A 12,809-nucleotide genomic window follows, 5' to 3' on the forward strand; every position below is an offset into this window, starting at 1 on the left:
GTTCCTCTCGAGCCGAAAGACGAAGAGGCTATTCCGACCTCGAGCTGCGCGCTTCAGGTTCGCGAGATGCTTTCGTCGAATATCACCGGCCGAATCTCGAAAGCTTAAACCGTTGTGACTTCTCCCGTGCAGGCGAACGGGTTTCTTCCGTCGAGAACCACTTGACCGTACCAATGATGCAGGGGAGCGTCCGGCGCCGCGAAACGCTTGTTCGGCAGGCTAGAGCGCCATGAGAAGGCAAGCGCAATGAGCTGAGCTCCGGATCCGCCGATATTATCCAGGAGAATGAGCAAGGCAGCGCCGGGCGGGGCGCCGTCGCGGGCATGCACCAGTTGCTGTACGATCACGGCCGCGACGGGGGCGAATGTCACCGGGCTGAAACGGAGCGCCAGCTGCGTGTCACGCTCCTTGCGGCCCGGCTTGGCCGGCAGGGTGAAGGCAAGGTTTGCCGCAACTGGCAAGGCATCGGCCATGGCAAACAGCGACGGCTGGTCTTTGCCGAAACTGCGGTCTTTGGCAGCGTGTACGACAAGATCTACATTGGCAGGCCTTCGAGTGAAGGCCTCGTAGATATCGCTTTCGCGATCGGCAATGACGGTGATGTGGCGCGCCGCCGCAGAAACTTTTGCCGCCTGGTCGGCGCCCTCCAGCCAGCGGTAGCTCTCCTTCTCCTTGATCGGACGCGCACGCTGGGTGCCGCGCTTACCCTGGTCGCGGATGATGAACTGTCCGTGGATCGCCCGACGATCGCGCCATCGTGGGCGTCGACCCCGATCATCGCATGTAGATAAGACCGCCATCGCCGTTGGAGCGGACCACCGTCGTGTACTGAATGGCCAGGATATGCCGATCCGTGCAGCTGCCCCCCGTGCGCAAGGCCGCCTCATCGATCATCGCCTGCGGATCAACCCCTCCATTGCGCAAGAACCGGCTCAAGCGGATCTCTCCGGCCCGATTGCGCCGAGCTTGCGCACCCGCACGCCCTGGCCTGCCGCCGAAATAAGGCGCTCCGGCAAGATCGCCCCCTTTTCCAGGCAACGGTCGCCAAACCGTTCGAGCCGCAAATCATCCATCGCTCAATTCTCCTGCGCGCTGCAACAGAATCAGAATGGCATTCCATAGGCAATTCTAAATGTGTGAATGCCATAGCCCGATCGCCGGGAAGCATCTTCAGCTTTTCCTCGACAAAGACGATGCAGCGAAAATCGGCGATGCAGATCACCACGGAATCGGTGTTATTGACATGCCGAGAGAGTAAGCCGCCTCCGGCACCAGTTCGATGGTTGGGCTCGGCTGGCCCCGTGTTCCCCCTGCCTTCGAAGGGCGTTGTCGGTAATATTCCGCTGACGAAGATTTTGCCCAACATGGCCAATTACAATCCGGAACTGGGAGAGACGGTGTTTGGCAAATTGCATGGTGGCTCAGCAGGAGCAATGCTGGTCTGCCTGCAGGCGGAGAGATAACAACCAGGGAGATGCTGACAAGCCAACACCACCGGCGGCGGCAGAGGCCTTCGATACTGTTCAGAAGAATCGACCTTGACTGCCGACAGCTGCCTGAATAGTGGGATAGTCCCTGGCGAGAGACGCTTGGGAAAGAAAGAGGCGCGCTGAGGAAACATCGAGACCGTGCGCGACCGAGAACTTTTGTTTGTGGCATGCAGAATGACGCAGCATGAGACCTTTCAACGGCAGTTTGCCGTGGTTGGGATGGCCGGACTGCCGAAATAACCGGTCGCGGTTGAAAGCCGTGCTGCTTCCTGCGGGCACAGCAAACGCTCGTTCGGTTCGTGTTCGGAAAGGCCCGCACCACTCACAGCACTGCCATCCTCGGAGAAAATTGCCGTCGTCGTTAGGCGCTTTGTCCCGGGCCACTCGGTGAAACGGTGCGGGAGGACCGGGGCATCAATGTGGCAACCTATGAAGGCGACGGTCGCATAGGCGCCCCAGGGCCGGCCGAGGCTCACCATACGCACTGAAGGATCGGTTGTCACATCGCAATTGCTGAAGACGAAACTACTATCCTGATCAAGGCGAGCGCGTCGCTGGGCTGTGAAGGTCACTGCCGGCCTTGCTAATCCACGCAAATGGGCGTGGTCGAAATAAGCCTTTGCGTCGCCGAAGATAACGTCGACCGCACCGTCAATCTCGACATTGTCGTACAACTGCCGAGCAGGCGCGCACTTGCCGCTAGCGTCGCAGCCGCGGCTGCCGGCATAGAGAGTATCTTGATAGCTAACGAGATGCAGATCCTCGAAAGTCTGCAGGTCGCCAGAAGCGTAGAGGGCAACTGCCTGGATGTCGCTGGTTCGATTCGGATGTTCCTGATGATAGCTGTTGACGATGGTCATGTTGCGGAGACGGTCGCCGTCGCCTTCTGCAAAGACGGTTGCCGTATTGTGGGTGCCACCGCTGGCCGAGGCCACATGGTTGTAGATGACGACGACATCGGCTGGCGAGGAGCCAGTTCCTTCGAGGAGCAGATCTGGCTGACGCAGGTGAACGACCTCGCGATAGGTCCCTGGCAGAATACGTATCCTGTCCCCTGGACGGGCGGCGTCCACTGCCAGCTGGATGGTGGGAAAGGTGGCCGTGGGGCCGACGGTGAGGGTGCTGGCGCGTCTGATGGTTTCGGCCGGCGGCGCTCGTTCTATAGGCTGCTGGAGCGGTTGGAGTGGCTGGACTTGCGTCGACGGGAAAGGAACCCAACGTCCAGAGCAATCGATGCCGCTGGCGGCCGCGGCGGCGATGCCGGGCACAGCAGGCGTTACGCCGCCCCTGGCGACCAGCAGCGCTGCGTAGGTCACCTGCCAGTGCGAGGCATCGCCGAAGTCGACATTATCAAGGAGAAGGCCGACAGAATGCAAGGCATCGACACCGCGTACTACAAGCGGGCCCCCGGTCCCCTGAATGTTGCGCAGCGTAATGCTGCTGTAAACGGGCAGGAGCATGCCGGTGGCGGTGGCGTCATAGGTCGTGTCGAGGACCAGTGGAGCACGAGTGTTCCGCAGACAAACATTCTCGAAATCGATGTTCCGGACGAGGCCACCACGGCTGCGATCGCTCTTTATTCGTAAGCCGTTCGTAGTGCCATCGAGCGTCATGTTGGTGATCAGTACGTCACTGACCCCGGACTGAGTCTCGCTGCCAATTGACATGCCGTGGCCGGCATAGAGATGATTACCCACAATGGTGACGTGGGCGGTCGGCCCGGCGCTGCCACCCTTGATAGCGATATTGTCGTCGCCAGTGCTTATATAGCTTTCGGCTATCGTCACATCGGTGGAGGACGCGGGGTCGATGCCATCAGTATTCCGCGCCGATGCTGGCGTATTGATGCGAATGCCCCAGATCGTCGCGCCTCTGACACCATTGAGAAAAAGGTGGAAATTTGCGGCATTACGCAACGCCAGGCGATAGAATGTCACGTCCTCGCCACCGTTCACCTGGATCAGGCGCGGGGCATTCTGGCTGCCGTTCTCAGTCTGGGCACGCCTGGCGAGCTGCCACCATGTCTCTCTTTTTCCCTCGATGAGCTTGTCGCCCTGTCCGTCGATCTCGCCATCACCGACAAGACTGGCGTGACTAGCGTTCTCCATGGCAATGAAGGGAGCGCAGCCATTTCCCTTTGGCCCGATCGTGCCGCACCTACCCTTGCCGCGGTCGTAAGCCCTCGGATCGGTGGTGGCGGCGAGCGTCGCGCCCTTGTCGATCCAGAGTACGACGCCGGCGGGAATGGTGAGTGGCCCGGAGACGAAGCGGTCTTTGTTCGCATCGGCTTCGAGACGTACGGCAGCGCCGGCTGGGCAAGCCGAGAGGGCGGCCTGGATACGCTTCTGGTCTCCACCATCAAGCGGTCCGTTGGGGAGGTCGGGAATGGGCGCCAGCTCCGTGCAGATTGCCTTTGGAAGTACCGGCTCCGTGACCACTCGCCGGTCACCCGCCATGGCGATCGTCGTGAAGGAAAAAAGTGCGCCGCAAAAGCCTGCAACGATCAAGTGAAAAGCGAGTCTTTCGGTGGATGGCATTGTGAAAGGTCCGGTGACGTCTGTGTTTCTCTGCGAAACAGCCTCGCGCCGACATCGATCGAAGGCATCAACTGTCTTTTGGCGGCGACAAGAATTTCGGTATTATCGCCCGCCCAGAGCCGCTGTATTCTTCGCATCTGTCGGAAATGTGGTTTTTAGATATTGCGGGCTTGCCTTCCGTGCCACCGAACGACGCGGCAAAATTGAGCCTTTTATTTCCGCGAAGTGCGCATCGATCCAAGAATGACACTGGGTCGGGTTGGGCTCACTTGTCGTTTTGCATTTAACCGGGTTCATCCTCAAGTTCTGTGATTCAGCGGCAGCATTCTCGCCCTCATCAATTCTGGGCCGGCGCGACCATACATTGCTCGCTTCAGCATCTTGAGGCGATTGATCTGACCTTCGGCTTGACCGTTACTCCACGGGAGTTCGATTGCATTTTTTACGGCGTGGATATCTCGGCGCAAAACGCTGGCGAAACGCATAATTGCTGTAAGCTCGGTGTCGACGGCGTCGTCGATCCATTCATCCAGTGCTTGCGAGCTCCTGCCGCGCAAGATGCCATTGAAGCGCATGGCCAAGCCACGCATTATGGCGAATGCTCGAGAGCCCTGCGTCCCGTAGCGTGAGGAATGCCGCCAGCTCCAATCATCGATGCCCAGAACCCGGATAGTGTCGTTTTGAATAGACGCCGGATTACCGCGCTTCAATTGCCGCAAGATCGTGTCGTCGCTGACCGGCATGCCGAGCCGATGCATCAAGTTCTCTCCCGGACGACCTCACCTGGGCCGGGTGACCATTTCAGTTGCGCTCGCATCCTCGCAGATAGCAGTCGAGGCGCTAATATCCTGATAACCACAGAAATTGAGGATGAACCCGTTTAAATGCCAAACGACAAACGTGCTGTTGGATCGTCTGGGAGATTAGAACAATGACAATGCCAACTGTAGCCGATGTAATCGAGGTTCTGTGCTCTCCCCCCAAGAGTCCGCGCCTTCTCCTCGTCGGTCCAATTCCGTCGCTGCCGACGGCCGGGGATAACCTTGATCCGCCGATAGTCTCCTTCATTCAGCTATGGCTTCAGTGCGATCTTTAGCATTCCGGTTCGCTCCTGTCGATAAAGGAGCAGATCTTGCCGCTTCGGTCAGAAAAGGAAAGGTGGGCCGTTCATCACGCTCACGAATTATCGCATGAGCGTCCCCGCCAGAACCCGTCAGGGCCGGGTTGATCGCCGTACGGCCGGGGCGATACTTCAGGATTGGCTTAGCTCCTTCGATGCGTCAAAACTCCACTTGATGAGTGCCATATCAAGGCATAACCAAATCGGCCATTCTCCGATTCCCGGAGAATTGCCGGACATGACTTGGAGCAGGTGCCATTTCTCCGCAGCCATCCCGGATATTGCAAAAGGAACGATACCATGTGCTTTAAATGCAATTCCTCCTCTCTCAGCCGTCGCTCCCTGCTGAAATTTGCCGGCATCGGAGGCGTGGCCGCCATGACTGCAGGCTTCGGCATGACCATGCCGGCATTCGCCTCGAACGCCCCCGCCCTCCTGCCGGATGAAGCACTGGCAAAACTCCAGGAAGGCAACAAGAAATTCGTCGCGGATGCGGAAGCCTGCGCCGCCAATATTTCCAAGCGCCGGCAGGACGTCGCCAAGAGCCAAGCACCCTGGGCGATCGTGCTCACCTGTTCCGACAGCCGTGTCGTGCCGGAACTTTTATTCGGCGGCGTGACGCTCGGCGAACTCTTCGTCGCCCGCAATGCCGGAAACGTGGTCGACATCGATGTGCTCGGCACGATCGAATATGGCACCGAACATCTGCATGCGCCGCTGATCGTCGTCATGGGCCACAAGCGTTGCGGGGCGGTCTCCGCCGCCTGCGAGGTCGTGTCCAAGGGCACCAAGCTCGATGGCTCAATTGGCAAGATGACTCAGCCGATCCTGCCCGTGGCTTTGGCGGAGACCGATCGCGGCGACAATTTTGTCGACAAGACCGTCCATGCCAATGCCTTCAACGGCGCCGAGCGCATCCTCACCGAAAGTGCGATCGTTTATCGCCTGGTCGAGGAAGGCAAGGTGAAGATCGTGCCCGCCTATTATGATCTCGATACCGGCGTGGTCGATTTCCTGCACAAGGTCTGACCTACGAGGCTACTTCATGTTGCCGACGGCTATCCGCGGGCGTCGCGCTCGCGGACCCATAGTCGCGGATGACACTTGCCGCCCGCTGCATCACCGGGCGGATTACACTGACCGACGCGGCCGCGAGCTGAGATCGCGAGCTGGCTGCCTGGGCGACGCTGTTCTGTGACCATACGCCTGCGCAACTTGGTGAGCTCTATCGACAGGTCCGACAGCTGCGCGATGACATCTATCGGAACCTTAGGCAGCTGGGCCGCTCCCTCCTGAGCCAGTACAAGCACATAGGCCTCGCTCGCAAACCCTATCGGTCGTGAAAATAACAGGGCTCCTGTCACGGCGTCCGCCTTCCTGCCGTCAGGCCAACGGAATAGAAGATTGCGTAAATGCCGATGGAAATCGCCGATTGTCCGATCTGGCCGAAATGCTCGACGCCGTGCGGGATTGCGCCGTCATGATTGAGACCATGGAGGCGGAACTGGCCTGGTGACCACGGGGCTAAATGTCGCCGACTTTCCGCCGAACGAGGTGGGCGTGGTGGATCATCGAGTGAGAACGCCAGAGCAAGCGCTGTTAGATCGTCTTCAGGTGCCGCGTGTCGGTCATGTCGATGCCCCGCGAGACAAGGTAAAGGGGATGGCAGGTCGGGCGAGAGCTTGTGCAGCGGCGCTGGAGTTGGCCGGGACCGAATACGCGCCCGTTGTGTATTTTTCCGATCGGAAGGCGCGAGTTCACCTCCAATCGCTGCCTGATCATTTCTGATGGCTTTCATGAGTTCACCGATCCGAAGGACCCGAAAAAGAAGCGCAAGGACAAGTGACTGTTCACCAAGAAGGATGAACCGATCTTTTGTATGCCGGCATCTGGCGCGACACGCCGGACGTCGGCCAAGCCTTCACCATGCTAACGATGGCGCCGGGTCCGGACATCTCGCCCTACCACGACCGGCAGATCGTCACCCTCCAGCGCAACGCATGGGCCGGCTGGCGATCCGTCGATTTCGGCAAAGTCGCTGATCAGGCCGCTTTCCGGGGGCACACTCGCTGTAGAACAGGTTGGGTAATCTCCGGAGCGGCGGCAATATTGCATCGCTCCATCTCGCAGCAAAACGGTTTGTTTGCCGTTTCGGCAAAGGCCGTGTGGATCAAGGTCCTGGCACCGGCGATCCCGGCCTCGAGTAATCACTCGCGATCACTCGACTGAAGGACTCGACTCTTCAGATCCACTCTGATGCACTGCCAGCATGACCAAGCCGGCAGGAAAGAAGACGCAACCGCGGTGGGCGCCGGGCCTGATAGAAGCTTTTGTGGATAGTGTTGATCTCGCGTGTCGCGAAATGAAAAACCCACGATGGCGGGGCTTGATGATCTGCTCTCAATGGTTGGTCAAAAAGCAATCCGGTCGACGTTCTGAGGGATGCACGACGATCGATCGCGGCCGCCATCAAAACGGTCGCGATCGATTCCGGAGACCCACAATATGTGCGTCAAGTAACAGCCACTCCTTCTGCAAAAGGTCGGCCGTCGTGCACCCATGGGATCTCAATTTTAATTTGAGACCACAAACAGCGATTGTATGCTGAATGGAGGGCGGACGCCGGTGCTGTATTCTGCAGCTGCAGCTAGCGCCGTCATGATTCGCGATTCTGGCTTTTCACCTACTGTTGAAAACATTGAACCAAGCGCCGTGTTTTCCCCGCACCCGCATGCGTCGTGTCCCGCCAATGCTTCTGCGACTTGATAATCTGTTAGAATTTTAAAAAGCCTTCCTTCGTATCCAACAAGAAAGGTGCCTCCCGACTCTTTTTTGTTTTGGCTCTCAGCCCAGCCGCCAACCTTCAGGCATCGACGCACTTCATCTACGAAATCTGTTACCATGAAGGCATACACGTCCGCGTCGGCATGATGCGTTGGCGGTCGAAAAGAATGCGCTAGCAGTTGCCCCATTCGAAAGGATGATGTGAAGCCCATAATGAACGGACCATTGCGGAACACCTTCACATCCTTGCGTACCGTGCTGGAATATCCATTGCTGGCTGCGCTGTCGCCACCAATCCATACGTTACCATCCTGTGCGACTCCTACGATACACGTCACGCTGCCGCCCTCCTATTCGCCAGATCCCCGAACGTCCTCAAAAAATCTCCCTCTGAAACCTCTGGAAACCGGCAGCCGATACGAGCGCCAAGCCGGATTGTGTCCTTGCTGTGCCAATCTATTGGATCCAAGTTGACGAGCTCGTCGCCAATGAGGCGGTTGTCGGCGTCGTGAAACTCTGGCGGCGTCTCTCGAGACGGGCCAAAGAGCTGCGCGATAGCCAACCAATTGCGTTTTTCGATCATTTTGCTGGTGGTCATGTACTTGCCCTCACGGAACCGGCCCTTAGTGTTGCCGCAGACTTGGCCGTGAAGGCGCGGTGCTGTCGGATCCTCGCCTTTCGCCACGCCGCGGTTTTTTTCAAAATACCACTGATGGTCATATAGTCTCCTCTTCATGTTGGCTGCAGAATGGTGGTTAGGCTGCCAGGTTGATGGCTGTGTTGTCGTTTACGGCTATTGGCTTGCCGTCGATGTCGCGGGCCGTCGGGTTCGGCAGGCCAGTAAATCCAAGCGCAATTCGCGCCGAGTTTTATCTGGTATGGGTATTCGGCTCACGCCAAACTCCGGGGCTAGAAGGTGCGGCCGCTCCCAGGGTTGAGGCCGAGCTGCGACATCGCGGTCGTGCCGATCTCGAGCTGGACCGATGGATGACACCCGGCAATCACGTCGTGCTGAATTTGGGTGGAATGTCGACAAAAAAACGAAACTGCCGGCGTCCATCACAGCATCGATCAATTCCGGAAACTAAAAAATATAGCCCCACGGCGTGGGCAATTAACTCCAGCGGAAAAGCGATGTCAGCGATAGAGTGGATCACGGTCTGTCATGAACCTTCATCGCACATCGAATTCCACATGCCGTTAAGTTGACGATGCCCGATGGCCTCGTGTGCTGGCGTCTGTGCTAATCGAAACCACGTTCTTCCACAGGTGTAATCTTGCTTCTGTCAAATAAAATCACCTCGTACGAGCTTCCATATTCCGTCTTCACTCCATCTAAGCCGTATCTCTGCGCCAAGGTAGCCCATGCGCCTAGTTCGTCAGGTTCCACTTGGGTACCCTGCTCGTCCATGACCGCTAATTTTAGGGGCTTTTGCGCCTCGATAACAAAGTACTTTCCAGAACTACCTGCATAGCCGCGTGCAGCGTTTACATCGTTTTCTGAGGTCATCCAAATTGCTTCGCCCTTGTACCCGCTTTGCCCCGAACCGCCCCACACCCCATCCCTGTTAGCGTGGTTGAACTTTGTTCCCGCTGGAAGTTCTTCCATCTTCTTCCTCTTCCAACCAACTGAGGCTGCAAGTTCTTCCATCTCCTTGCTCTCCCAACCAACTAAGGTCGCCTGATGTATGTGGTGAACGGTTTGCCCGGCTGTCGCGGGTCTTACCGGGCTCGTGACCTCGTCACTGACTGCTCTCAAAGTTCGGCGCGGTGGATTCTCGCGGCGACTCTCCCGGTACCACTCTCTCATTATTTGCATGCATCCGTTAGATATTTCGCCGTGATAACAGGCAGGTGTTTGGTATCCTCCCCATTCTTCGCGCGGTTCAAGTTCTGTATCCGCGCACTCAATCTTCCCATTCTCACAAGCAAGGCATGCCCCCTTGTCCTCAGCCGAAACCCCACTACTCGGTACGAGGACGATTACCGTCGCAGCAAAGATCATCCCCTTCCAGAAAGACGGGGGATGCACTCGATGAATCGGGATGGCCGCGGTGGCGGTCGCTTTCGGTGAGGATCTCACGTAAGGATTTCCTTGTGCTCGTTTGTAAATTGTCCGCCATCGCATCGGTGTGGCGATGCGACTTTATGCAAATCTCATGCCAATCGAAGCACAGAGCGACGAAGCTCGGGTTTACAGCCTCAGGGCTATGACAATCGAGTTTTGCTCGAAGGGCAGTTGTGGCAATCCCGACAAAGCCGGCAGGAGGTGCCTTGAGGCGTCGTCAACTTAACGGAATATGGAATTCGATGTGCGATGAAGGTTCATGACAGACCGTGATCCACTCTATCGCCGACATCGTTTTCCCGCCGAAGTCAATTGCCCACCGTCGTGCTGGGAATTGCGCGAAGCACGGTGCAGGATAATCTGCAGCGCGCAGCGGCGGTTGGGTTAAACTGTGTCGTTTTGCATTTAATCGTGAGACTGCTCCCCAACACTTTCAACAAGGGGAGTGGGAAAAAACTGGGGGTCACGCTGCAAGATTTAGCTTTGCCTTCTTAAGTCGACCATCCGCTACGGCGGCCCGGACTTGAAGAACCCGATGAGCGCCAATCGGCGACCAACGCATCTGACGCTTCTTGTTCATGCGGGCATTGACGAGGCTGTTGGCGGCACTTTCAGCCGGCGAACTGGATATCGGCAGGCCGGACCAGTATCGCCGACAGTAGTTGACGATAGAAGCTTCATTCTGGAGCAGGTAAGTGTGAAGATTGCCAATCAGCTCGTAGAGGCGCCTGATTTTGCCGAGGGCGTCGCGAGATCCGGGATGCTGATCCAATTGGGCGAGCATCTGTTTTACGGCCTCGCTTGCCTCTCGGACATATCCACTCCATAGGAGATGTCGAAGCCTGGGCACATGGATCGCGACGTCTCGAAGATAGACGTTCAGATCCTGGAGATACTTGATGCCCTCCCAGGCCTGTTAATGTGCCGCAGACGCATCGATAGATGAAACCAGTCAAGAATATGCGTAACGGACTGGCGTGTTGCGCTGACAACGATGTTTTGCAAGCCGACTTCTCCATCGCTGAAAACACTGACGGCTCGGCCGGGCAGCCATCCCTGTGCGCGCATCGCCGCGCGAAGGATATCGTGTTTGCCCGTGGCGATATGCGGCGCGCCGGCAAACTGACGCGGTGCTCGGCCTTCCGAAACAACGCGTCCCATCGCGATCTCGAAATGCCGGCTTTGATAGCCGGGAACAGCGCGAATGTAGGCGCCATCGATGAAAACGGAAACGGGAGACCTACCGGCGCGACTGAGACGATAGGGGCTCGCGACGTCCCACTTTTCGATCTGATCGGCAACCTTGGCCAGCCGGTTACTTAGCGTCCGGTGATTATGGACTCTTGCCGTCGGCAGAAAGATATCAAATACGCGAGCTGCTTCTCGAAAGGACAAACGGGAGCCAAGCTCTGCCTGAATTCGCTCCAATTCCGGCGTTGCTCTTCCATCCAACAGGGTCGGGGTGCAATCGGTGGCCAATCTTGCGCTCGATCCGCATTCGCGGCGTCGCCACCGTGGCACGCGCACACGACAAAGGCCGAAGAGCGAATGGATCGTACGGAATCTGTAATCGTGAACCTGGCGAGAGCAATCGCAGTGCGGGCACTGCCGATCACGCTGGACGGCCTGATCCGTCTGAAACTGCGTCAGCTCCTTCTGCAGATGCAGCTGAATTTCTTTGGCTTCTTCGAGGGAAAGGCCAAAATCGTCAAGACCAGCAACAGCCTTGGCGAACCCTGCCGGGATGTGGCATAGATGAGCAAATTCGGGAGCTTGAGCGTGCAGACCACCCCACTGATCAACACATTGGCGGACCAGATCATTACCTATATCCGTACTGACAAGCTTCCCGTGGGCGGGCGCCTGGTCGAGCGCAAACTCGCCGAGCAGTTCCGCGTATCCCGCTCGCCGGTTCGCACGGCCATGAAGCTGCTGCATGACGTCGGCGTCCTGAAGCAGGGTGAAGGCGGAGGTTATGTCGTCGGAGATGTCAAAGCTGCTGAGAAGCTCTCCCTGGAAACCCCGTCGGCCGACGAAGAAGAGAACATCTATCTCATGATCGCGGATGACCGTCTGAACGGCCGCCTGCCGGAGCGGATCTCCGAAAGCGAGTTTCTACGCCGCTACAAACTAACCAAAGGGCAACTCGGGAAAATCCTGCTACGCATGACGAATGAGGGCTGGATCGAACGCCTCCCAGGAAATGGATGGGCCTTTCTGCCCGTTTTGACCTCGCTGCAGGCTTACGAAGACAGCTTTCGGTTCCGCCTCCTCATCGAGCCAGCCGCGCTGCTTGAGCCGAATTTCAAACTGAACCGTCCCGCTCTGATGCGCTGCAGGGAAGAACAGCAATGGCTTGTCGACGGCGGGATCTGGACCATCTCGGATGCCAAGCTGTTCGAACTTAACAGTGGCATGCATGAGGCAATCATCGAATGCTGCCAGAACAGCTTCTTCATCGATGCACTGAAGCGGCTCGACCGCCTGCGTCGTCTAATCGACTATCGCCAGATGTTGGATCGAAAAAGCGCGAGGATGCGGTGCGAGGAGCACCTCGATCTTCTTGATCTCATCCTCGATGGCAGGAACCGCGAAGCCTCAGAGTTCATGGCGCGACACCTTCAGGATCTGAGCAACCTTAAGACCGTGGCAAGAGAAGCACGGACAGAGCAGCCTGGTTAGGTTGCCGTGAGGAATGCCCTTGATGGTAGTCCAACCGACGACCTAGCAGTTTTCTAGGACGGGCGCCTTGAAGGGAATCGAACTCCCGACCCCATCGTTCGGTCGTTGTATTCGCGGCGAATTTTCCT

General features: G+C 57.6%; 9 protein-coding genes and 4 pseudogenes. 4 read left to right on the forward strand and 9 right to left on the reverse strand.

Annotated features, from left to right (window positions below; translation table 11 throughout):
* Positions 1-104 precede the first annotated feature (104 nt).
* The 6 genes and pseudogenes from RGCCGE502_RS37670 to RGCCGE502_RS33110 all read right to left on the reverse strand — a co-directional run.
* Entirely contained in the window at positions 105-800 is a 696-nt protein-coding gene (locus RGCCGE502_RS37670; RefSeq protein WP_051158760.1) for a hypothetical protein, read from the reverse strand.
* Complete coding sequence (locus tag RGCCGE502_RS37675) at positions 775-936, reverse strand: hypothetical protein (RefSeq protein WP_019280613.1); 162 nt, start codon at positions 934-936, stop codon at positions 775-777. The genes RGCCGE502_RS37670 and RGCCGE502_RS37675 overlap by 26 nt, the downstream gene beginning before the upstream one ends.
* Positions 933-1,073 carry a hypothetical protein gene (locus RGCCGE502_RS37680; protein ID WP_019280614.1) on the reverse strand — a complete coding sequence of 47 codons (141 nt, stop codon included), beginning with the start codon at positions 1,071-1,073 and terminating at the stop codon, positions 933-935. Before RGCCGE502_RS37680 ends, RGCCGE502_RS37675 begins: the two co-directional genes overlap by 4 nt.
* A 41-nt stretch (positions 1,074-1,114) precedes the next feature.
* A pseudogene (locus tag RGCCGE502_RS39045) lies at positions 1,115-1,308 on the reverse strand (NagC family transcriptional regulator); the annotation flags it as partial.
* Positions 1,309-1,684: 376 nt separating this feature from the next.
* A complete protein-coding gene (locus RGCCGE502_RS34850; RefSeq protein WP_016558597.1) occupies positions 1,685-4,027 on the reverse strand; it encodes a pectinesterase family protein in 2,343 nt (780 codons plus the stop codon).
* 299 nt (positions 4,028-4,326) lie between these two features.
* A pseudogene (locus RGCCGE502_RS33110) lies at positions 4,327-4,641 on the reverse strand (transposase); the annotation flags it as partial.
* Positions 4,642-5,447: 806 nt separating this feature from the next.
* Between RGCCGE502_RS33110 and RGCCGE502_RS33115 the strand changes: the two are divergent.
* Together RGCCGE502_RS33115 and RGCCGE502_RS33125 are read left to right on the forward strand one after the other, a co-directional pair.
* A complete protein-coding gene (locus RGCCGE502_RS33115) occupies positions 5,448-6,176 on the forward strand; it encodes a carbonic anhydrase (RefSeq protein WP_016558599.1) in 729 nt (242 codons plus the stop codon).
* A gap of 649 nt (positions 6,177-6,825) precedes the next feature.
* A pseudogene (locus RGCCGE502_RS33125) lies at positions 6,826-7,236 on the forward strand (SOS response-associated peptidase family protein); the annotation flags it as partial.
* A gap of 484 nt (positions 7,237-7,720) precedes the next feature.
* Here the strand turns inward: RGCCGE502_RS33125 and RGCCGE502_RS33130 are convergent.
* A complete protein-coding gene (locus tag RGCCGE502_RS33130) occupies positions 7,721-8,269 on the reverse strand; it encodes a hypothetical protein (protein ID WP_016558601.1) in 549 nt (182 codons plus the stop codon).
* Between the two features lie 433 nt (positions 8,270-8,702).
* Between RGCCGE502_RS33130 and RGCCGE502_RS37010 the strand changes: the two genes are divergently transcribed.
* Positions 8,703-9,140: a hypothetical protein gene (locus RGCCGE502_RS37010; RefSeq protein ID WP_141652468.1), complete on the forward strand. Its 438-nt coding sequence runs from the start codon at positions 8,703-8,705 to the stop codon at positions 9,138-9,140.
* 34 nt (positions 9,141-9,174) lie between these two features.
* Here RGCCGE502_RS37010 and RGCCGE502_RS33140 read toward each other — a convergent pair whose 3' ends face one another.
* Both RGCCGE502_RS33140 and RGCCGE502_RS36225 read right to left on the reverse strand, forming a co-directional pair.
* Entirely contained in the window at positions 9,175-9,582 is a 408-nt protein-coding gene (locus RGCCGE502_RS33140; RefSeq protein ID WP_244441838.1) for a hypothetical protein, read from the reverse strand.
* 880 nt (positions 9,583-10,462) lie between these two features.
* Positions 10,463-11,718, reverse strand: a pseudogene (locus RGCCGE502_RS36225) (ISKra4 family transposase); the annotation flags it as partial.
* Between the two features lie 36 nt (positions 11,719-11,754).
* Here RGCCGE502_RS36225 and RGCCGE502_RS33160 point away from each other — a divergent pair.
* On the forward strand, positions 11,755-12,681 hold the full coding sequence (locus tag RGCCGE502_RS33160) for a GntR family transcriptional regulator (protein WP_016558605.1): 927 nt from the start codon (positions 11,755-11,757) through the stop codon (positions 12,679-12,681).
* Positions 12,682-12,809: the final 128 nt, after the last annotated feature.

The sequence above is a fragment of the Rhizobium grahamii CCGE 502 genome, assembly GCF_000298315.2.
Taxonomy (GTDB): domain Bacteria; phylum Pseudomonadota; class Alphaproteobacteria; order Rhizobiales; family Rhizobiaceae; genus Rhizobium; species Rhizobium grahamii.